The sequence below is a fragment of the Pseudomonas sp. NPDC087615 genome (genome assembly GCF_044743445.1).
GTDB lineage: Bacteria > Pseudomonadota > Gammaproteobacteria > Pseudomonadales > Pseudomonadaceae > Aquipseudomonas > Aquipseudomonas baetica_A.
Genome location: NZ_JBIUWM010000011.1, coordinates 23,108 through 43,556, shown reverse-complemented (window position 1 = coordinate 43,556; position 20,449 = coordinate 23,108). Strand labels below are relative to the sequence as shown.

Here is a 20,449-nt window from a genome sequence, read left to right as displayed (position 1 = left end):
ACAGTTTAAAGCGCGGCACTTCGTTTCCAACCGAGATACTGCGTCACCAGTTCGGCCCCCAGTTCGGCGGGCCGAACGTCCATCACCGGAACGCCATGGGCGATCAGTCGCTCATGGAGTTCTGCGCGTTCATTCACATAATTCACTGTCGCGCAGTAGGCCAGTGCCTCGGGCAAGGTTTGCACCGGCGTGTTGCGTAAGCTATCGAGTGTCTCTTCGCGCAGGCTCGCCACCAGCACGCGATGGCGGGTGCGCAGGCGTTTGACCGCGCTCAGCAGTTCGTCATCGTCCTCATCGCGCAGATTGGTGACCAGCACCACCAGTGCCCGGCGTTGTTGTCGGGCGAGTAACTGGTTGGCAGCGGCCTGGTAGTCGGCGGGTCGCTGGCTGCTGTCGAGATCGTAAACGCTGTTGAGCAGCACGTTCAGTTGCCCGGAGCCTTTGACCGGCGCGAGATGGCGGGATTGGTCGCCAGCGAAAGTGCTCAACCCCACCGCATCGCCCTGGCGCAGGGCCACGTAACTGAGCAGGAGACAGGCGTTGAGCGCATGGTCGAAATGCGACAGCTCATCGTCCTGGCTGCGCATGCGTCGGCCGCAATCAAGCATGAATATGATCTGCTGATCGCGTTCGTCCTGATACTCGCGGGCAATCGGCGTACGCTGGCGTGCGGTGGCTTTCCAGTCGATCTGGCGCAGGCTGTCGCCCTCACGGAATTCGCGCAGTTGATGGAACTCCAGACCTTGGCCACGACGTTGCCGTTGGCGCACGCCGAGCTGGCTGAGCCAGTTGTCCACCGCCAGCAATTCACTGCCATAAAGCCTGGCGAAATCCGGGTAGACGCGGGTGTTGTCAATGACCTTCAGCAGGCGTTTGCCTGACCACAACCCCAGCGGACTCGGCAGGCTCACTTCGCAATGTTCGAAGATGAAGTGACCGCGTTTGAGCGGGCGCAGGCGATAGTTGATCTGGCTGCTTCGACCGGGCTGCAACTCGACGCTTAGCGGCAGGTTTTCAAAGCTCAGGCCATCCGGGACATGGTCGAAAATCTGCACGTTCAATGAATCGGCGAAGTCATGTTCAACCGTGAGTTGCACGTCTTTCCCGCGCCCGAGTGCAAGGCTGCCGGGCATCTGGCGTTTGATCCGTAGTGCCGGCAGGCGCTGGAGGCGCAGCGCATCGAATATCGACAATGCCAACAGGGCCAGCAGCAATCCCCAATTGATCGCCAGCAGACTCGCCGGGACGTCGAGGTCCAATGCCTGCAAGGTGCCCAGCAGTGTGCCGATGACCAGCAGCAGAGCCAGCCAGATCAGCAGCAGGCGCGAGGGTTTCACAGGCGCGGCGCCGGAACTTGGTCAAGCAATTGCTGGAGCACTTGATCCACTTGCAAGCCTTCGATGTCCAACTCCGGGGCAATGCGCACGCGGTGGCGCAGCACGGCCAGGGCGCAGCCCTTAATGTCATCCGGTATCACGAACTCGCCACCGCGCAGCAGCGCTCGCGCTCGGGCGCAACGCACCAGGGCAATCGAGGCGCGCGGCCCCGCGCCGAGGGTCAGGCCCGGCCAGGTGCGCGTGCTGCGTGCCAGACGCACGGCGTAATCGAGCACCTGATCGTCCAGCGGCAAATCGCTGGCAATACGCTGCAAGGCCTGCACGTCCTTGGCTTGCAACACCGTGCGCAGCGGCTGCACATCGAGCATGTCGGCGCGGGTCGAGCGGCTGACCTGACGCACCATGTTCAGCTCTTGATCGGCGTCGGGATAATCCATACGCACCTTGAGCATGAAGCGATCAAGCTCGGCTTCGGGCAGTGGGTAAGTGCCTTCCTGTTCGATCGGGTTTTGCGTGGCGAGGACCATGAACGGTTGCGCAATCGGCAAGGCGCGACCTTCGAGGGTCACTTGACGCTCCTGCATGGCTTCGAGCAGTGCCGCCTGGGTTTTCGCCGGGGCGCGGTTGATTTCGTCGGCCAGCAACAGGTTGGTGAACAACGGGCCTTTGCGCAGCTTGAACTGCTCGGTGTGCAGGTCGTACACAGCGTGGCCGGTGACGTCGCTGGGCATCAGATCCGGGGTGAACTGAATGCGCGCGAACTCACCGCCGAAACACCGCGCCAATGCACGCACCAGCAGGGTTTTACCCAGACCGGGAACGCCTTCAAGCAACACATGGCCGCCGGCGATCAGTGCGGTCAGCACGTCGTCGATCACCGCGCTCTGGCCGATCAGGACTTTGTGCAATTCGCTGCGCACCGCTTGAGCCAATTGACTGGCGCGCTGGCGTTGCTGGGCGGCGTGGCTGGCGCTGCCGGGCTCGATCTGTTCAGTCATAGCGTGTTCCTCAAGGTTTGCAGGTGGGCGACCTGGCGACAGAAGTCGGCGCTGGACATCCGCCGGTTCGACACCGGGCTCATGGCCTGGCTGATGGCTCGGGTGGGTTGCCGGGTCAGGCGCGACAACGCCAGCCATTGTTCGGCAACGTTCAATTGATCGAAACCGGGATGACGGCGGCGGGCGCGGCGCAACACGTCTTGTTGCAGAGCTTGCAACAGCGTTTGCTGACCGTTGTGGCGCAGGGTGAAATCGGCACTGGCGCGCAGGTGCTCCTGCAACTGCCGACGGCCACCGGGGGCGGGCGCCAGAAGCGGGCCATGGCACACAGACACATGCCAGAACCACAGGCCGATCAGCGCTAGCAGGGCGACAATGGCCTGTGGGAAATAGCGCCAGAGCAACGTCAGCAGACCCTCGTGCTCGGTGTTATAGACCAGCGTGACGTCGGTATCGGCGCTCAGGTACCAGAGCAGCCAGGCGTTGTCGTACTCGGCAATGGCGGTGGTTTTCCACAACTCGGCATCGGTGACCACTGTGATCGAGCCAAGGCTGTAGGGCATTTGCATCATGTGCGTAGCCTTGGCGCTGTTGGCCCAGGCTTGCGCGAGATTCTTCGGGTCGTCGAGGTGCAAGTCCGTATCGAACCCGGCGTAGGCCGGTGCGTCTTCATCTTCCAGGTAGAGCTTGGTCAATTGGGGATAACGATCTTGCTCCAGATCGGCGGGTGGGTCCTTCAGATCCTTGCTCAGGGACTGATGCAGTTGCACCCGGTCGAGCAGCAAGTCGTTGCTTTGTCTGGCCTGCGCATCCCACAGCGATTCGGCGACGAACACCAGTCGCCCGCCGGCCCGCGTCCAGTTCAGCACTTGATCGACCTGACGCGGCGTCATCCGTGTACGTTCATTGAACAACAGCAGTGTGTGGCCCCGAGGATCGATGTCCGGCAGCACCGCGAGGCTTTCGGAATGCGTGACGTTGATACCGCGCTCGCGCAAAAACATCTCCGCCGCCAGATAAGGATTCGCCTGCACGGCCGGTGAGGGGCCGTGATCGATATCTTTCTGATAAGGCTGGGCCTTCATGTACAGAAAAACGCTCAACGTGCCCAGCAGCGCAACGAGCAACGCGCCGATCCACCACAGCGTACGGCGGTTCAACGAGACGCTCCTGGGCCGAAAGTGGCGCGCCAGCCATCGCACAATTGCTGCTGCAGATGCGCAGCCGGCACGCGATGCCCATAGGCCATGTTCTGCCAGTGAGTGGTCAGGGTACGGCTGAAGGCGAGCAGTTGCGGACGCTGGAGTTGTTCAATGCGCGCCAGTACCTGATTTTCGGTGTCGGCGTCTTTCAGGGCCAGACCGAAGTCGTGCAGCAAATGGCTGAGCAGGCCACGATAGAGCAGGCTCAACGCTGCACGGGGCTGAGTCTGCCAGAGCTGTTCGGCATCGGCGGCGATATCGTCGGGCAACGTGTCGCGGTTCAGATCCAGACCGAAAACTTGTTGGGGCGATGACCGCTTTGCCCGTGCAGGCAGTGTCGGGCGGCGGCTGACGAATGCTTGCAGAAACTCGCGATAGCGCCAGATCAGCCAGGCGAGCGCGGCAATCACCGCACCCCACAGCAGCACTTCGATCACTTTGGCCAGGGCATTGAATTGCTGACCGTCGAGCCAGCCGAGCAGGGTTTTGAGCCACTGTGGGGCTTCGCCTGCTTCGTTGGACTTGGCCGCAGTTGCCGGGTCGTCCCCAAAGCGGTAGCGGGTGACGGACTCCTTGTTCTTGAACGGCGGTTGTTCGAGCAGTGCCTTGATGCTGTCGCGTGATGCCTGACTGGTCAGCGGCTGATTCAACAAGCGAGGTGCGTCCGGGCGACTGTCGGGTTCAGCCGCCCAGACCGAGGACACGTTTGGCAGCACCAGACACAGTGCCAGCAACACGCCCAACACGCTGTTGTTCAGGCGTTGGCGCAAGCGGCGGAACACCAGCTCAATGTCCCATGCCTCCAACTGCGTGCGCCGATTCAGATAGAGACTGAATCCGCAGGCCACATAAATCGGTTCCCAGACCACCAACACCAACGCATAAAAAGCATTGGTCAGATGCTCCAGCCAGCGCCAGTCCTGATCCGCTGCAAGCATCAACGACTGCCAGTCCCAGTCGGTTTCGATCTGTTGCGGCACAAGCATGTAGAACAGCACCATCAGGCCGATCCACAGCGCCGTTTCCAGATGTACGCCGATGAGGGTCAGCCATTGCGCTGCGCCGGCGTTGCGTTGCAATAACACCTGCAAGCGCTGCTGACGTGCGTTGCCATCCAGACCTTCAAGTTGCACCACCGGCATCAGAAAGCTGCGGCTCAAGCTCAGGCGCCGCCAGGTCAGGCTGGCCAGCAATTGTGGTTTGAGCAGGCGCGGCCATGCGTGCAAGGCCTGTTTGAGCGTCGGCGTTTCGCCGAACAGCGCTTTGGACAAGATGTACAGTGGCAGGCGTTCGTAGGCCGGTTTCAGCCACCAGAAAATAAACACTGCCAGTGACGGTGAGTCCCAGAACAACACGCTGAGCAGAGCGAACAACGGCAGGGTGACGATCGCCCAACTGATCATCAACAAGCGCCGATGTTGCTGACTCATGAGCACGCCAAGGTCCATGGCTTCCCAGGTCGAGCGCGGGCGAATCACAACGGTCGCGTCACTCAGGCGCATGGGGTGTCCTTCCAGCGAGCAGCAGATAAGCCGCGACCGATACCCAGAGCCCGGCACCGACCAGATATTTGGTCAGCGGCGCGACGCTGGTTTTCGACGACCAATAGGCCTCGATGAAAGCGGCGATCAGCAGGAACAGCATGACCCCGCCAATCAGCAACACGCTCTTGCGCGCGGCGCGTTTCAACGCTTCGGCGCGGGTCAGTTGTCCCGGCGCGATCAATGCCCAGCCCAATTTCAGACCCGCTGCGCCGGCCAGGGCAATGGCCGTCAGTTCGAAGGCACCGTGGGCGATCACGAATGACCAGAAGGTCTGGCCAAAGCCGATTTCGGTCAGGTGCCCGGCCACCGCACCGATGACCAGACCGTTGTAGAACAGAAAAAACGCACTGCCCAGCCCCATCAGCAAACCGCTGGCGAAAGTCTGAAAGGCAATGCCGATGTTGTGCATCACGTAGTATCCGAACATCACCCAGTCTTCGCTGGCCGCGCGTTCGGCAGTGCGCCCCAGGTGCCCGGCCACCGGATCGTACATGCCCTGCATTTCACGTACTTGCTCGGCGGGCATCAGGTTGTAGATGAGATCCGGAAACAGATAAACCAGCACACCGACGCCGATCAGGCTGCCGAAAAACAGCAGACCGGCGACCAGCACGAAGCGCCATTCGGCTCTGACCATTCGAGGGAAGTCAGCCAGGATAAAACTCAACAGGTTGGCACCCAGTCGGCTGCGATGGCGGTAAAGCTGTTGATGCCCGCGCAGCACTTGTTGCTGCAGCGAGTCGATCAGAAAACTGCTGTAACCGCGCTCCTGCGCCAGTGCCAAGTGCTGGCAGAGACGTCGATAGGCCTTGGGGAAACCGGCCACTTGCGAAGTTTCCTTGCCCCGTTCAAGGCGTTCAAGGGCCTGCGTAAAATGCGCCCATTCGGCCTTGTGGCGAGTTTCAAAATGGCTTTGCTTCATGCTGGCCCCAATAAGCCGCGGGCGATGCTGTTGAGTTCACCAACGGCTTTGGGCGCGGAAATATGTAAGGGCTGGGCCAGCAGTGCTGCCAGTTCGTTGACCCGTGCCGGCGTCAGCTCGCCCTGACGCTCGGCGAACCCGAGCAGGGCGCGTTGTTCGCTGAGGGTGAGTGCAATCGGCGCACGGTGTGGTTCGGCGTCAGGCAGTTGCGGGCGGGTCAGTGGACGTTCGCTGTAAACCACCAGTGTGCCGGCAGCGATGTCGCCCAGGCGTTTGAAGGTCGGGTGTTGCAGGCAACTGATGGCGCCGAGGAAGTAACCGAATGGCAACAGATCGACAAAGCGCAGGAGGTTGCGCAGCAGGGAGGCTGACCAGCCGATGGGGGTGCCGTCATCGTGCACCACGCGAAGCCCCATCCATTGTTTGCCCGGCGAACGTCCCTGACGCAGCACTTCAAACAGCACCATGTACCACCAACTGATCGCGAACAGCAAAAGCGAGCCGAGGCCCATGCCAAGCTTGCCGAGAAATGCCAGCACGATAAACAGCACGCCCATGAGCACGCCGCGGATGCCCAGATCAATCGCGAAGGCGATGGACCGCACCATCAACCCGGCCGGACGCAAGGGCAAGTCGATGCCTTCCGGTGTTTCGACCTGATGCCGCGTATCCAGCGGCGGGGCCAGCGATGCTTTCCTTGGCGGTGCTGTGGGTTCGAGCATGGGCTACCTGATGTTCGCCTGTTCGGGGTGCAAGTGGCTCCGATGCTAGCAGCCTCTCGGGGGAAAACGACATAACTATGTATTGCACCGCGTGTGGCGTGAAGTGCTTGAATGACGCGAGGCTGGCCGCGACCGCGGTTGAACGCCTAGACTTTGCCGATCTTCAGTTCAGGAACCGCCCGTGACTTCCATCTTCTGGTACGACTACGAAACCACTGGCATCAATCCCCGTTGCGACCGTCCGCTGCAGGTGGCGGGGATTCGCACCGACCACGACCTCAACGAAATCGATGAGCCGGTCAACCTCTACTGCCAGCCCAGCGAAGACATCCTGCCGCACCCGGCGGCGTGCGTTATCACTGGAATCACCCCAAGCCAACTCGCCGAAAAGGGTTTGAGCGAAGCCGATTTCATGACCCGGGTGCACGCGCAACTGGCCGCCCCTGGCACTTGCGGCGCGGGTTACAACACGTTGCGCTTCGACGACGAGATGACGCGCTACAGCTTGTATCGCAATTTCTTCGATCCTTACGCCCGTGAATGGCAGGGCGGCAACAGTCGCTGGGACCTGATCGATGTGGTACGTGCCGCCTATGCGCTGCGCCCGGACGGCCTGGTCTGGCCGACCGATGAAGAGGGGCGGGTAACGCTCAAGCTCGAACGTCTGACGGCCGCCAACAATATTGATCATGGCAATGCCCATGAAGCGTTGTCGGACGTGCGCGCGACCATCGCCCTGGCGCGGTTGATCCGCGAGAAACAGCCAAAACTGTATGACTGGTTGTTCCAGTTACGCAGCAAGCAAAAAGTCATGGATCAGATTCGTCTGTTGCAGCCTTTGGTGCACATTAGCGGGCGATTCTCTGCGGCGCGCAGTTATATCGGTGTGGTGCTGCCGCTGGCCTGGCACCCGAAAAACCGCAACGCCTTGATCGTCTGCGACCTGCACCTTGATCCTCAGGGCTTGCTCGACCTGGATGCACAAGCCTTGCGTCAGCGTCTGTACACCCGCCGTGACGATTTGCTGGAAGGTGAGTTGCCAGTGCCGCTCAAGCTGATTCATATCAACCGTTGCCCGGTGGTGGCGCCACTGTCGGTATTGCGTGCGCAGGATCAGCAACGGTTGGGGTTGGACATGGCGCTTTATCAGATGCGAGCGCTGCGACTAACTGACGCACAACAAGTTTGGAAAGATAAAGTGGCGGCGATTTATACCGGTGAAGACTTCACGCCCAGCGAGGATCCGGAACAGCAGTTGTACGATGGATTTATCGGTGATCGCGACCGGCGTCTATGTGAGCAAGTGAGAGCGGCCGATCCTGCTCAATTAGCGCAAGAGCAATGGCCTTTCGATGATGAACGTTTGCCTGAATTACTCTTTCGATATCGAGCACGCAACTTTCCTGAAACGTTGACTTTTGAAGAACAGGAGCGCTGGAGAATATTTTGTCAACAGCGTTTGTCCGAGCCGGAATGGGGCGCACCGAATACCTTGCAATCTTTTACAGAGAGCGCAGAGCAATGGACGCTTAATGCCACACCGATGCACAGAGCCGTGCTTGATGAATGGCACAATTATGTCCAGGCATTACGCAAACGTTTGAATCTTTGAAATCGAACATGCCGGGGCTAAATGCCGGGCATAAAAAAACGCCAGCACTCGCTGGCGTTTCTTTTTCGTCGCAGATCGTTCTGCAACGGGCGTTGCGGCTTAGCCCAGCAGGGTAGCCCAGCCTTCAACCACGTCACCGCCCCACTTGGCTTTCCACTCTTTCAGAGTCTTGTGGTTGCCACCTTTGGTTTCGATGACTTCGCCGTTGTGCGGGTTTTTGTATTGTTTAACTTTGCGAGCACGCTTGGTGCCGGTAGTTTTTACTGCACCGCCGCGTGGGGCTTTGGTTTTCGAATCCGGATCCAGCAGCGCGATGATGTCACGCAGGGATTTGGAGTATTCGCCCATCAGGGTGCGCAGCTTGCCTTCGAATTCCAGCTCGGCTTGCAGTTTGTCGTCTTCGGACAGGTTCTTCAAACGGGCTTGCAGCTCTTTGATAGCTTCTTCGGTGGCGCGATATTCGTTGATCAAGGACATGATTACTACCTTAGTAAAGTGCTGAATGGCAGGGGACAGTGTCGCAATAATAGTCAGGCTGTTTCATCAAGTAAACATTTAACCGGCGTTTTTATTTAAATTAGTTACGGGATTTAGCCGCGGATTGAATGTTCAGTTAAATAATGTGATGCAGTCATCACGGATATTCACAGTTATCTGATCAAACAATGATCGCCCTGCGCACAAAAATGTGCGTCAGGGGCCGCGTCCATGCCTGCGTTCATCAATACTGCAGTTTTCCTGCGCAGTCGCTAGAATGGCGGCCTTTGCGAAGTTCTGGAGTTCCCCCTCATGCGCACTTTTCGGCTGGTGATTTCTTGCCCGGACCGCGTTGGCATTGTTGCCAAAGTCAGTAATTTTCTGGCAGCCCACAATGGCTGGATCACTGAAGCAAGCCACCACTCGGATAATCAGGTCGGCTGGTTCTTCATGCGTCACGAGATTCGTGCCGATTCGCTGCCGTTCGGTATTGATGTATTGCGCGAGAAGTTTGCGCCGATCGCCGAAGAGTTCTCGATGGACTGGCGCATCACTGACACCGAGCAGAAGAAGCGCGTTGTGCTGATGGCCAGCCGCGAATCCCATTGCCTGGCTGACTTGTTGCACCGTTGGCACAGCGACGAACTGGACTGCGAAATCTCCTGCGTCATCTCCAACCACGACGACCTGCGCAGTATGGTCGAGTGGCACGGCATTCCTTATTACCATGTCCCGGTCAATCCACAGGACAAGCAACCGGCTTTCGCCGAAGTGTCGCGTCTGGTCAAACAGCACGACGCTGAAGTGGTGGTGCTGGCGCGCTACATGCAAATCCTGCCGCCGGAACTGTGCCGTGAATACGCACACAAGGTCATCAACATTCACCACAGCTTCCTGCCGTCGTTCGTGGGCGCCAAACCGTATCACCAGGCCTCTCTGCGCGGCGTGAAGCTGATCGGTGCGACCTGCCACTACGTGACCGAAGAGCTGGACGCTGGTCCCATCATCGAGCAGGACGTTGTCCGCGTCAGCCACAGCGACAGCATCGAAGACATGGTGCGTTTCGGTCGTGACGTCGAGAAGATGGTATTGGCGCGTGGCCTGCGTTATCACCTGGAAGACCGAGTGCTGGTGCACGGCAACAAGACTGTGGTGTTCTGATCGAACTCACGCATGCTTGAATATCAAAGGGCCTGGGCGTTCAATCGCTCCAGGCCCTTCGCCGTTTCAGCCCTTGAGGAAATGCCATGAGCGATCCACTGGACAAAGCCACTTCCAAAGCGCCCGCCACCTTGGGGGAAGGTTGTTTGAGCCGTTATGACCCGGATGACATGAGGGAGGAGGATGGGACGGAGTTTCCCGGCGCCGCCGAGTTGTGGGAGCAAATAAAAGAAGAGCAGGATGGGCCTAAGAGGCCTGCCGCGCCTTCATCAGCTTCTTGAGCAGTGGTCTGCCGAACATCAACAGAAACACCGGACCGCCGACCAGTAGATAAAAGTAGTACGTCACCACCCGCCAGATCAGAATGGCCGCCGCCGCGGTGGATTTTCCCACCATTGGCGCCAACAGTGCCGCCGAGGTCAACTCCGCAGCGCCCGCGCCACCAGGCAACAGACTGAGCTGTCCGGCGCCCAGCGAGAGCATCTGCACCAGAAAACTCCAGGCCCACTGCAAGTCCGCGCCCAGTCCACGCAACGCCAGATACAGCACGCTGTAGCGCAGCAGCCAATGCACGCAGGTGAGGGCGAACACTTTGCTCAACGTCTGCCAGGGCAACTTCAGTGCATTGATGAAGTCGGCGAGAAAGTGCAGCACTTTGCGCGTCCAGCGACGGCGAGTGCTGGCGGGCACGTTCATTCTGGCCAGTAGCCGTCCGCTCAGGCGAATCAGTGGGCGGTGGTAACGTGCCAGCAGTACGCAACTGAACAGCCCACCGAACAACGATACGGCGCTGACGATCAGAAGCCATTCGAGACGATCACTCAGGTGCTGGAACACGGCGTAGATCAGAATGCCGCTCAAGGCGCACAGAAAGAACAGCAGGTCGCTCAACTGATCCATGGCAAACACGGCGCTGCTGCGGGACGGGCGCACGCCGTAGCGGGCCAGTAGTGCCATGATCGTCAGGGGGCCGCCGCTGCCGCCCGGTGTCGCGCAATAGGCAAATTCAACGGCCATGACCACGCCCAGGCTCTTCATCGGCGTGATGCGATTACGCTGATCGCCGAGCAATAAGCGCAGACGCAGGGTGTTGATGCCCCAGCAAAGCAGAATCATGGCGAACATGATCAGCAGCCATTGCAGCGGAAAGTTTTGCAAGCGCGCCCAGATCCCGCTGCCACCGAGCAGCAGTGGGATCAGCGCGGCTGCGAGCAGACCAAGCAACAACACAAGGCCGCGACTCATGCGGCGCGTTCCCGTTGACCGCGCTGTTGTGCAAGCCAGTTCACCTTGGTCATCGGCACTCGTCCTGCCGCCAGCAGCCGCTGGAGGGTATTGAGCCAGTAATTGCGGGAATAGCCATGACGCATGTCCACCGGGTGCAAGCCTAGACGAATCACTGGGGCGTGACGCCAGCGGTGTTCGCGCTGATCGCTGACCATCTTCGACAGACCACGACGCCAGGCGCTGCGCGCACTCCACACCAGCCCCGGCGCATCGACAGGGGTGAAGTCCGGCAAATGATAAAGGTGCTGAGGATCGCTGGTGTAGCGCAGCGGCAATTGGCGCAGAGCTTCTCGCGTGCCTTCGCTCATCAACCAGGCTGGGGCAACGAAGCCGTGCAGCGGCCATTCGTAGCGCTGGAACAGTTCTATGCCGGTGCGCAGGCGGGCGAGCGCGGCGTCGTGGGATAAACGATAGAACTCGCCCTCATGGGTATAGAGACGGCGCATGAACCAATCGCGTGGCGTGGTCGGGTAAGGTTCCTGGTCATCATGAAAATAACCGTGCAGGACCAGTTCATCGCCGCGGGCGAGGCGGGTGCTCAGCAGTCGACGAAAGTCCGGGTGAGCGTCGAGGGCGTCGTGGCGATGAAAATCCGGCACCACCAGCCAGGTCATCGGCACATTGCCTAAAGCATCGACTGCTTCTACAAAAGGTCGGTAATCCGCCCAAGTCGAGGGGGCCACGTCGTGCAGCGTCAGCAGTACGGCGGGGCGATTCAGGGAATCAGCCATTGGCCACCTTCCGCGTTACGTGGCCGAGGACGGCGCGGTAGTGGCTCAGCAAACTGTCGACCACGGTATCCCAGGCGTAATGCCGTTCGACATGTTGGCGCGCCTGTAGGCCAAGTCTTGCGCTGTCGCGACTGAACAACTCGCGCACGGCGTTGGCCATGGCTTGTGGGTTGTTCGGCTCACACAGCAGGCCGCAGGACTCTGGCACGATCTCTTGAAAAGCCCCGGCCGCCACCGCCACAACCGGAATACCGCAGGCCATGGCTTCGAGGATCACCAGACCGAAGGTTTCCTGATCGCCGGCATGCACCAAGGCATCGGCACTGGCCATCAGCCGGGCAACGGTCGGCGCCGGGCAGAATTCATTGATGACGCTGACGTTGTCCGGCACCACTGCGGGCATCGATGAACCCACCAGCAGCAGGTGATAGCGCGGGCCAAGGCGTTGCATGCATTTGAGCAGGACCGGCAGGTTTTTCTCTTTCGAGCCGCGCCCGGCGAAGATCAGCAGGTGCGTGTCTTCGTCGATCCCCAGTTCAGCGCGCAGGCCTGGATCTGCGGCGCCCGGGTGGAAATTTTGCAGGTCAACGCCCAGCGGTTGCACGAAAACGTTGCGCACCCCCAGGCCAGTCAGCTTGTCAGCCATTACCTGGCTCGGCGCCAGTACCCGATCAAAGTTGCCGTAGAGCTTGGTGACATAGGCCTCGACGTTGGGCGTAACCCAATGTCCCATGCGGTTACTGGCCAGCAGCGGCAGGTCGGAATGGTAAAAACCGATCACCGGTACATCCAGTTGGCGCCGGGCATCCAGTGCGGCCCATGCGGTGAGGTACGGGTCGCCCACTTCAATCAGATCGGGTTGCAAGTCCTGCAGGACGTTTCGCCAAGGGGCCAAACGCACGGGGAAGCGGTAACCCTTGCCAAAGGGCAGGGCGGGAGCGGGAACCGTGTAAACACCATCGTTTTCGCCGAAATGCGCACCAGGGATCAGCAGGCTGTGACGAGTCCCGGGTTTGACGCCCAACCGGCGGTGTTTGGCGTCAAGATAAGTGCGTACGCCACCGCTGGCCGGGGCGTAGAACATGGTGATGTCGGCGATGTGCACGGTGACCGTCCCTCCGCAGCGTTGCTCTCCCTTGGTTGACCTTTATCCACAATAGATGTTCGGTCGGGATTTGTGCGGTGCAACGAAGCGCAGCCCTATCCCAGAAGGAGAGGGCTGCGCGAAGTGTTTGGGCTTGATACATCGACCAGAAAGTTTGAGCCGAACTCAGGTTTGAAACGCTTGAAGATCAGCGCCCTTTCCTCTCACACCCAGGGGTGAGGTTTTTGATCTTAAATGCGGAAACTGCCCACCAACTGCTTCAACCGCGAAGCCTGCTGCTCCAGGTCCGAACAGGCACGCAACGTCGCCTGCAGGTTCTCAACGCCTTCCTGGTTCAGCGTGTTGATCTCGGTGATGTCCACGTTGATCGACTCGACCACGGCGGTTTGCTCTTCGGTCGCGGTGGCCACCGATTGGTTCATCCCGTCGATCTCGCCAATGCGCTGGGTCACGCTGTTCAGACGCTCGCCTGCAAGATTGGCGATTTCCACGCTGTCCTGGCTGTGACGCTGGCTGTCACTCATGGTACTCACCGACTCACGGGCGCCGACTTGCAACTCCTCGATCATGGTCTGCACCTGTTGCGCTGATTCCTGGGTGCGGTGTGCCAGGTTACGCACTTCATCCGCCACCACGGCAAAACCACGCCCGGCCTCACCGGCACGCGCCGCTTCGATCGCCGCGTTGAGCGCGAGCAGGTTGGTTTGCTGGGAAATACTGGTGATCACCTCGAGAATCTGGCCGATGTTCACGGTTTTGCTGTTCAGCGACTCAATGTTGCTGCTCGATGCGCTGAGCATGCTCGACAGTTGATTCATCGCCTTGATGCTGCGATCCACCACTTGCTGGCCGTCCTCAGCGAGACCGCGGGCGTCGCTGGCCTGATTCGAGGCTTGCGCGGCATTGCGGGCGATTTCCTGAGCCGCGGCACCTAGCTCATTGATCGCGGCGGCGACACTGCTGGTGCGCGAAGCTTGCTGATCAGAGTTGTACATCGACGAGTTCGACGCGGCGACCACGCGCAGCGCGACTTCGTTGACTTGCCCTGTGGCCGACGACACTTCGCGGATCGAGCGGTGGATGCGCTCGACGAAGCGGTTGAACGCGGTGCCGAGGATACCGAACTCATCGTTATTGACGATGGTCAGGCGTTTGGTCAGGTCGCCTTCACCATCGGCGATGTCTTCCATGGCGCGGGTCATGACGTGCAGCGGCTGGATGAGGATACGGATCAGCATGCCGAGCAGGGCAATGATGATGGCTACCGCGATAACCGTCGCAATGACTGCCGAGGCGCGGAATTCGCTGAGCATCGCGAAGGCTTTGTCCTTGTCCACCGACAAGCCAATGTACCAGTTCACCGACGGCAGGCCTTTGATCGGGGCAAAAGTGACGATGCGTGTTTTGCCATCGACGGTGACTTCACTGAAGTCACTGCTGATGCGCGGGGTGTCCTGCGGATACGCTTCTTTCAGCGATTTCATCACCAGCGCTTTGTCCGGGTGCACGAGGATCTTGCCGTCGGCGCTGACCAGGAACACATAACCCATGCCGTCGAAGTCTCGGGCGGCGAGGGTGTCGACCAGCGATTGCAGGCTCAAGTCGCCGCCAACCACGCCGACGCTCTGGCCGGCCTTTTTCGAGGCGGTGGCAATGGAAATGATCAGTTGGCCAGTGGCCGCGTCAATGTAGGGCTCGGTCAGGGTCGGGGTACTGCTGCTCTCGGCACCTTTGTACCAAGGGCGAACCCGTGGATCGAAACCGTCCGGCATCTTCACATCCGGGCGGATGGTGAAATGACCGGTAGCATCGCCCAGGTAGGTGGCCATAAACGTCGAGGTCAGGGCCTTCTGGTCCAGCAGACTGGCGACATTGGCGGGCTCGGGGTTGATGGCGATGTTTTGGGCAGCGTTCTCGACCAGCAGAATGCGGCCGCTGAGCCACGTTTGAATATTGCCGGCGGTGACTTCGCCCATTTCGTTGAGGTAATTGTTCAGGTCATCTCGAATCGCATTGCGCTGGAGCCAGTCGTTATACAGCGTGAACGAGGCGAAGGCGGCAATGACGATGAGGGCGGCGGCAAGCAAAATTTTATGGCTGAAGCGCAGATTTTTGTTCATGGCTTGGGGTTCCGCTAAGGTCTTAATGTCCAAGGCGTGCTTTTATAGCAGCGCGCTAAATGGGCAAGGATGAAAGTAAGCTGATATTTCCGTCTCTCCTTAGGGAAATGTCTGTCCTGACTTTTGGTCGGGTTCTCACCTTTCTTTATCGGCCATGCAGAATCAAAGATTAACCAACGGGTGACAAAATGCCTGACTCATCGCAACTCGTAATCGGCGCCGATCTCGCGGGGCAACCGATCGCCCAGGCCATGCGTCTGGCGAATCGACACGGGCTGGTCGCTGGCGCGACCGGCACGGGTAAAACCGTCACCTTGCAGCGTCTGGCCGAAGCCTTCAGTGACGCGGGCGTCGCCGTATTCGCTGCCGACATCAAGGGTGATCTGTGCGGTCTCGGTGCTGCCGGCAACCCGCAGGGCAAAGTCGCCGAGCGCATTGCCGGGATGCCTTGGCTCAACTACAAACCGCAGGCTTATCCGGTGACGTTGTGGGACATCCACGGCGAGTCGGGTCATCCGCTGCGCACCACGCTGAGTGAAATGGGCCCGCTGCTGATCGGCAGCCTGCTGGAACTCACCGACAGCCAACAAGCGGCGCTGTATGCCGCGTTCAAAGTCGCGGATCGTGAAGGGCTGTTGCTGCTGGATCTGAAGGACCTGAAAGCGCTGCTCAATCACCTCAAAGACAATCCGCAAATGTTGGGTGAAGACGCCGCGCTGATGACCACAGGTTCCAGTCAGGCGCTATTGCGTCGGCTGGCAACCCTGGAACAGCAGGGCGCCGAGGCGTTGTTTGGCGAGCCGGCGCTGCAACTCGAAGACATCCTGCAACCGGCCGCCGATGGCCGTGGGCGCATTCATCTGCTTGACGCCAGCCGTCTGGTGCATGAGGCGCCGAAGGTCTACGCGACGTTCTTGCTGTGGCTGCTGGCCGAGTTGTTCGAACAACTGCCGGAGCGCGGCGACGCTGATAAACCGCTGCTGGCACTGTTTTTCGATGAGGCGCATTTGTTGTTCGGCGACACGCCCAAGGCCTTGCAGGAGCGCTTGGAGCAAGTGGTGCGGTTGATTCGCTCCAAAGGGGTTGGGGTGTATTTCGTCACCCAATCACCGGCTGACTTGCCGGATGATGTGCTGGCGCAGCTTGGTTTGCGCATCCAGCACGGTTTGCGCGCCTTCACCGCCAAAGAGCAGAAATCCCTGCGCGCAGTGGCGGACGGGTTCCGGCCCAACCCAGCGTTCAACAGTTTGTCGGTGCTGACTGAGTTGGGTATCGGCGAGGCGCTGGTCGGCACACTCGCGGACAAGGGCACGCCGGAAATGGTTGAGCGCGTGCTGGTCGCGCCGCCGCAGTCACGAATCGGGCCGTTGACAGACACCGAGCGCACGATGCTGATAGCCGGCTCCCCCTTCAAGGGGCGGTATGACAAGCCGATTGATCGGGAGTCGGCTTATGAAATTCTGATGGGGCGTAAAGGCTTGGCACCGGAGGCTGAAACACCGGCGGGCAAGCCTGCCGTGCAAGAGCCTAGTCTGGCCGATAGGGCGGGGGAGTTTCTTGGTACGGCGGCAGGGCAGGCGTTGAAATCAGCCATGCGCCAGGCTGCCAACAACCTGGGCAAACAACTGGTACGCGGCCTGATGGGCTCCCTGCTCGGCGGCAGTAAACGCCGCTGATCAAACGGTGGGAGCGGACTCGCTCGCTCCCCCATTAGATCGATGTCAGGTCTTGGCTTTGGCGTGCGCGGCAAGGCGCTCCAGCGCTGCGCGCAACCCCGGATCAGTGATCCCGTCCGCCGTCGCCTGAATCGTCGCGGCTGCATCCGTCGACAAATCCATGGTATGCCCGGTCGCACCGCGCTGAACCGTTGGCGGCTGCACCTTGAACAGAATCCGCGTGAGGCTGGCGAACTCGTCGAACATTTGTAATTGCCGTTGCAGACGCTTTTGCTGATAACGCAGACGTGTGGCCCAGTGGCCGTCAGTGACAATCAGCAACAGACTGCCTTCACGCCACGAAGCGACATGGCAGTGCTCACGGGCAGCGGGTTGCAGTTGGCTTTCAAGTAGACGCTGCAGATGACCCAAACGTTGGGCATGGCCGAGGATGGCTTTGAGCGGCTTGGCTTCGCGCAGTAGAACGGCGGGTGCTCTGGCCGTAAGAGGGCGAAATGCCATGATCGAACACCTGAAGTAACAGAAGCGCCATGGTAGCAGAAAGCAGCGAAATCACTCGCCCATTGCTTTTGCAATTGCTTTGCCCATTAAATCAACGACTAACTTCTTTTCTGTGTGACTTGAAGTTGAGCAAAACGCCCCTATTTTAAGTGAGCCCCGTCAAAGCGCAGTGCCAGCATCGTGGAACATCGCCACTTTCCTCACCACCGTTTCCGGGTAGAATGCTCGTTCGCATGCGGCCATGAGGGCTGCACGGGCGACTCACGGGGCCGCCCTCCATCCCTTTAGTGTGGAAGATCCTGCCGATATGTTTGCGCCTTTGTTAAAGAAACTTTTTGGAAGCAAGAACGAGCGTGAAGTCAAACGCATGCTCAAGACGGTGCAGCTCGTCAATGCCTTCGAAGAGCAAATGGTGGCCCTTTCGGACGATCAATTGCGCGCCAAGACCGATGAGTTCAAGGCCCGCATCGCCAAAGGGGAAACCCTCGACAAGCTGTTGCCAGAAGCCTTTGCGGTTGCTCGTGAAGCCGGCAAGCGCATCATGGGCATGCGCCACTTCGACGTACAGCTCGTCGGTGGCATGACCTTGCATGAAGGCAAGATCGCCGAAATGCGTACCGGTGAGGGTAAAACCCTCGTGGCTACCCTGGGTGTTTACCTCAACGCACTGTCCGGCAAGGGCGTGCACGTTGTGACGGTGAACGACTACCTGGCCCGCCGTGACGCCAACTGGATGCGTCCGCTGTATGAGTTCCTCGGCCTGACTGTCGGCGTCGTGACGCCGTTCCAGCCGCCGGAAGAAAAGCGCATTGCTTACGCTGCCGACATTACTTACGGCACCAACAACGAATTCGGTTTCGACTACCTGCGCGACAACATGGCGTTCAGCATGGAAGAAAAATTCCAGCGCGAACTCAACTTTGCCGTGATCGACGAAGTCGACTCCATCCTTATCGACGAAGCGCGTACCCCGCTGATCATTTCCGGTCAGGCCGAGGACAGCTCCAAGCTGTACATCGAGATCAACAAACTGATCCCGCAACTGGAACTGCACGTTGAAGAAGTCGAAGGCGAAGTCACCAAGGCTGGCCATTACACCGTCGATGAGAAGACCCGTCAGGTCGAACTCAACGAAGCCGGCCACCAGTTCATCGAAGACATGCTTACCCGCGTCGGCCTGCTGGCTGAAGGCGAGAGCCTGTACTCGTCGCATAACCTGGGCCTGCTGACCCACGTCTATGCCGGTCTGCGTGCGCACAAGCTGTTCAATCGCAACATTGAATACATCGTGCAGGACGGCCAGGTCGTACTGGTCGACGAACACACCGGCCGTACCATGCCGGGCCGTCGTTTGTCCGAAGGCCTGCACCAGGCCATCGAAGCCAAGGAAAACCTGAATATTCAGGCCGAAAGCCAGACCCTGGCCTCGACCACGTTCCAGAACTACTTCCGTCTGTACACCAAGCTGTCCGGCATGACCGGTACCGCCGACACCGAAGCATTCGAGTTCCACCAGATCTATGGCCTGGAAGTCATGGTCATTCCGCCGAACAAACCGTTGGCGCGTAAAGACTATAACGACCTGGTATTCCTCACCGCCGAAGAGAAATACACGGCTATCGTGGCGGACATCAAGGAAAGCATGGCCGCTGGCCGTCCGGTGCTGGTGGGTACTGCCACCATCGAAACCTCCGAGCACATGTCCGCACTGCTCGTGAAGGAAGGCATCGAACACAAGGTTCTGAACGCCAAGTTCCACGAAAAAGAAGCCGAGATCATCGCTCAGGCCGGTCGTCCGGGTGCACTGACCATCGCCACCAACATGGCCGGTCGTGGTACCGACATCCTGTTGGGCGGTAACTGGGAAGTTGAAGTCGCTTCGCTGGAAAACCCGACCCCTGAGCAAATTGCCCAGATCAAGGCCGACTGGCAAAAGCGTCACCAGCAAGTGCTGGAGTCCGGCGGCTTGCAGGTCATCGCCTCCGAGCGTCACGAATCCCGCCGTATCGACAACCAGTTGCGTGGTCGTGCCGGCCGTCAGGGTGATGCCGGTTCCAGCCGCTTCTACCTGTCGCTGGAAGACAGCCTGATGCGCATCTTCGCCTCTGACCGGGTGAAGAACTTCATGAAAGCCTTGGGCATGCAGCCGGGCGAAGCGATCGAGCACCGCATGGTGACCAACGCGATCGAGAAGGCGCAGCGCAAGGTTGAAGGGCGTAACTTTGACATTCGCAAGCAATTGCTCGAGTTCGATGACGTCAACAACGAACAGCGTAAAGTGATTTATCACATGCGTAACACGTTGCTGGCCGCCGACAACATCGGTGAAACCATCGCCGATTTCCGTCAGGACGTGCTCAACGCGACCATCAGCGCCCACATTGCGCCGCAATCGCTGCCAGAGCAGTGGGACGTGGTCGGCCTGGAAGCAGCGCTTGCCAGCGACTTTGGGGTGAAACTGCCGATCCAGCAATGGCTCGATGAAGACGATCACCTGTACGAAGAAACCCTGCGCGAGAAGCTGATGAACGAGCTGATCGCCGCGTACAACGAGAAAGAAGATCAGGCCGGTGCCGAAGCACTGCGCTCCTTCGAGAAGCAAATCGTTCTGCGTGTGCTGGACGATCTGTGGAAAGATCACCTGTCGACCATGGATCACCTGCGTCACGGCATCCACCTGCGTGGCTACGCCCAGAAGAACCCGAAGCAGGAATACAAGCGCGAGTCGTTCACGCTGTTCTCCGAGCTGCTCGATTCGATCAAACGCGACTCGATCCGCGTGCTGTCGCACGTTCAGGTGCGCCGCGAAGATCCGGAAGCCGAAGAGCAACGCCTGCGTGAGGAAGCTGAAGCACTGGCTGCCCGCTTGCAGTTCGAACATGCCGAAGCTCCTGGTCTGGATCAACCGGACGCGTTGGGTGAAGAGGTCGATGTGGCCCTCGCCACCGCCCCGGTGCGCAACGAGCAGAAGCTGGGCCGCAACGAACTGTGCTACTGCGGTTCGGGCAAGAAATTCAAGCATTGCCACGGGCAGATCCAGTAAAACCCGTTACA

Annotated in this window: 17 protein-coding genes and 1 pseudogene; 5 read left to right on the top strand and 13 right to left on the bottom strand. The window is 59.5% G+C overall.

The annotated features are described in order from the left end of the window. Positions 1–5 precede the first annotated feature (5 nt). Genes ACIOU6_RS08020 through ACIOU6_RS07995 form a run of 6 tightly spaced genes read right to left on the bottom strand, consistent with a single transcriptional unit; the run spans position 6 to position 6,725 of the window. On the bottom strand, positions 6–1,337 hold the full coding sequence (locus tag ACIOU6_RS08020) for a DUF58 domain-containing protein (protein ID WP_221730658.1): 1,332 nt from the start codon (positions 1,335–1,337) through the stop codon (positions 6–8). Further along, positions 1,334–2,335 carry an AAA family ATPase gene (locus tag ACIOU6_RS08015; protein WP_401135222.1) on the bottom strand — a complete coding sequence of 334 codons (1,002 nt, stop codon included), beginning with the start codon at positions 2,333–2,335 and terminating at the stop codon, positions 1,334–1,336. Before ACIOU6_RS08015 ends, ACIOU6_RS08020 begins: the two co-directional genes overlap by 4 nt. Continuing rightward, positions 2,332–3,495, bottom strand: coding sequence for a DUF4350 domain-containing protein (locus ACIOU6_RS08010; protein WP_401135220.1), 1,164 nt, complete (start codon positions 3,493–3,495; stop codon positions 2,332–2,334). The genes ACIOU6_RS08015 and ACIOU6_RS08010 overlap by 4 nt, the downstream gene beginning before the upstream one ends. Next, on the bottom strand, positions 3,492–5,039 hold the full coding sequence (locus ACIOU6_RS08005; protein ID WP_401135218.1) for a DUF4129 domain-containing protein: 1,548 nt from the start codon (positions 5,037–5,039) through the stop codon (positions 3,492–3,494). Before ACIOU6_RS08005 ends, ACIOU6_RS08010 begins: the two co-directional genes overlap by 4 nt. Then, positions 5,026–6,003, bottom strand: a complete 978-nt coding sequence (locus ACIOU6_RS08000) for a stage II sporulation protein M (RefSeq protein WP_401135215.1) — start codon at positions 6,001–6,003, stop codon at positions 5,026–5,028. Before ACIOU6_RS08000 ends, ACIOU6_RS08005 begins: the two co-directional genes overlap by 14 nt. After that, positions 6,000–6,725 (bottom strand): RDD family protein, encoded by a 726-nt coding sequence (locus ACIOU6_RS07995; RefSeq protein ID WP_401135213.1) that lies wholly within the window; start codon positions 6,723–6,725, stop codon positions 6,000–6,002. Before ACIOU6_RS07995 ends, ACIOU6_RS08000 begins: the two co-directional genes overlap by 4 nt. 181 nt (positions 6,726–6,906) lie before the next feature. Between ACIOU6_RS07995 and sbcB the strand changes: the two genes are divergently transcribed. Then, on the top strand, positions 6,907–8,337 hold the full coding sequence (gene sbcB, locus ACIOU6_RS07990) for an exodeoxyribonuclease I (protein WP_401135210.1): 1,431 nt from the start codon (positions 6,907–6,909) through the stop codon (positions 8,335–8,337). A gap of 99 nt (positions 8,338–8,436) precedes the next feature. Here sbcB and mvaT read toward each other — a convergent pair whose 3' ends face one another. After that, positions 8,437–8,814 (bottom strand): histone-like nucleoid-structuring protein MvaT, encoded by a 378-nt coding sequence (gene mvaT, locus ACIOU6_RS07985; RefSeq protein WP_221730665.1) that lies wholly within the window; start codon positions 8,812–8,814, stop codon positions 8,437–8,439. 312 nt (positions 8,815–9,126) lie between these two features. Here mvaT and purU point away from each other — a divergent pair, with 312 nt between their 5' ends. Beyond that, positions 9,127–9,975: a formyltetrahydrofolate deformylase gene (purU, locus tag ACIOU6_RS07980; protein WP_221730666.1), complete on the top strand. Its 849-nt coding sequence runs from the start codon at positions 9,127–9,129 to the stop codon at positions 9,973–9,975. 86 nt (positions 9,976–10,061) lie between these two features. Next, positions 10,062–10,256 (top strand): hypothetical protein, encoded by a 195-nt coding sequence (locus ACIOU6_RS07975; protein WP_401135206.1) that lies wholly within the window; start codon positions 10,062–10,064, stop codon positions 10,254–10,256. Here the strand turns inward: ACIOU6_RS07975 and ACIOU6_RS07970 are convergent. The 5 genes and pseudogenes from ACIOU6_RS07970 to ACIOU6_RS07950 all read right to left on the bottom strand — a co-directional run. After that, positions 10,222–11,220 (bottom strand): YbhN family protein, encoded by a 999-nt coding sequence (locus tag ACIOU6_RS07970; RefSeq protein ID WP_401135203.1) that lies wholly within the window; start codon positions 11,218–11,220, stop codon positions 10,222–10,224. The genes ACIOU6_RS07975 and ACIOU6_RS07970 overlap by 35 nt on opposite strands. Next, positions 11,217–11,993, bottom strand: a complete 777-nt coding sequence (locus ACIOU6_RS07965) for a DUF2334 domain-containing protein (protein WP_401135200.1) — start codon at positions 11,991–11,993, stop codon at positions 11,217–11,219. Before ACIOU6_RS07965 ends, ACIOU6_RS07970 begins: the two co-directional genes overlap by 4 nt. Beyond that, on the bottom strand, positions 11,986–13,098 hold the full coding sequence (locus tag ACIOU6_RS07960) for a glycosyltransferase family 1 protein (protein ID WP_221730670.1): 1,113 nt from the start codon (positions 13,096–13,098) through the stop codon (positions 11,986–11,988). The genes ACIOU6_RS07965 and ACIOU6_RS07960 overlap by 8 nt, the downstream gene beginning before the upstream one ends. A 230-nt stretch (positions 13,099–13,328) precedes the next feature. Beyond that, positions 13,329–14,093, bottom strand: a complete 765-nt coding sequence (locus ACIOU6_RS07955; RefSeq protein WP_401135294.1) for a methyl-accepting chemotaxis protein — start codon at positions 14,091–14,093, stop codon at positions 13,329–13,331. 93 nt (positions 14,094–14,186) lie between these two features. Continuing rightward, a pseudogene (locus tag ACIOU6_RS07950) lies at positions 14,187–15,218 on the bottom strand (cache domain-containing protein); the annotation flags it as partial. Between the two features lie 188 nt (positions 15,219–15,406). Here ACIOU6_RS07950 and ACIOU6_RS07945 point away from each other — a divergent pair. After that, positions 15,407–16,894, top strand: a complete 1,488-nt coding sequence (locus tag ACIOU6_RS07945) for a helicase HerA-like domain-containing protein (protein ID WP_221730672.1) — start codon at positions 15,407–15,409, stop codon at positions 16,892–16,894. Between the two features lie 45 nt (positions 16,895–16,939). On the opposite strand, the gene ACIOU6_RS07940 is transcribed toward ACIOU6_RS07945, so the two are convergent. Next, a complete protein-coding gene (locus tag ACIOU6_RS07940) occupies positions 16,940–17,395 on the bottom strand; it encodes a DUF721 domain-containing protein (protein ID WP_221730673.1) in 456 nt (151 codons plus the stop codon). A 307-nt stretch (positions 17,396–17,702) separates the two neighbouring features. Here ACIOU6_RS07940 and secA point away from each other — a divergent pair, with 307 nt between their 5' ends. Beyond that, on the top strand, positions 17,703–20,438 hold the full coding sequence (gene secA, locus ACIOU6_RS07935; RefSeq protein WP_221730674.1) for a preprotein translocase subunit SecA: 2,736 nt from the start codon (positions 17,703–17,705) through the stop codon (positions 20,436–20,438). Positions 20,439–20,449 lie beyond the last annotated feature (11 nt).

Excerpts from the sequence above, each read along its gene's own strand:
- ACIOU6_RS07955 (WP_401135294.1), bottom strand. The coding sequence starts at position 14,093 with ATGTACAACTCTGATCAGCAAGCTTCGCGCACCAGCAGTGTCGCCGCC.
- ACIOU6_RS07970 (WP_401135203.1), bottom strand. The coding sequence starts at position 11,220 with ATGAGTCGCGGCCTTGTGTTGTTGCTTGGTCTGCTCGCAGCCGCGCTG.
- ACIOU6_RS08015 (WP_401135222.1), bottom strand. The coding sequence starts at position 2,335 with ATGACTGAACAGATCGAGCCCGGCAGCGCCAGCCACGCCGCCCAGCAA.
- mvaT (WP_221730665.1), bottom strand. The coding sequence starts at position 8,814 with ATGTCCTTGATCAACGAATATCGCGCCACCGAAGAAGCTATCAAAGAG.
- ACIOU6_RS07945 (WP_221730672.1), top strand. The coding sequence starts at position 15,407 with ATGCCTGACTCATCGCAACTCGTAATCGGCGCCGATCTCGCGGGGCAA.
- ACIOU6_RS07940 (WP_221730673.1), bottom strand. The coding sequence starts at position 17,395 with ATGGCATTTCGCCCTCTTACGGCCAGAGCACCCGCCGTTCTACTGCGC.
- ACIOU6_RS07975 (WP_401135206.1), top strand. The coding sequence starts at position 10,062 with ATGAGCGATCCACTGGACAAAGCCACTTCCAAAGCGCCCGCCACCTTG.
- ACIOU6_RS08000 (WP_401135215.1), bottom strand. The coding sequence starts at position 6,003 with ATGAAGCAAAGCCATTTTGAAACTCGCCACAAGGCCGAATGGGCGCAT.
- ACIOU6_RS08005 (WP_401135218.1), bottom strand. The coding sequence starts at position 5,039 with ATGCGCCTGAGTGACGCGACCGTTGTGATTCGCCCGCGCTCGACCTGG.
- ACIOU6_RS07965 (WP_401135200.1), bottom strand. The coding sequence starts at position 11,993 with ATGGCTGATTCCCTGAATCGCCCCGCCGTACTGCTGACGCTGCACGAC.
- purU (WP_221730666.1), top strand. The coding sequence starts at position 9,127 with ATGCGCACTTTTCGGCTGGTGATTTCTTGCCCGGACCGCGTTGGCATT.
- ACIOU6_RS07995 (WP_401135213.1), bottom strand. The coding sequence starts at position 6,725 with ATGCTCGAACCCACAGCACCGCCAAGGAAAGCATCGCTGGCCCCGCCG.
- secA (WP_221730674.1), top strand. The coding sequence starts at position 17,703 with ATGTTTGCGCCTTTGTTAAAGAAACTTTTTGGAAGCAAGAACGAGCGT.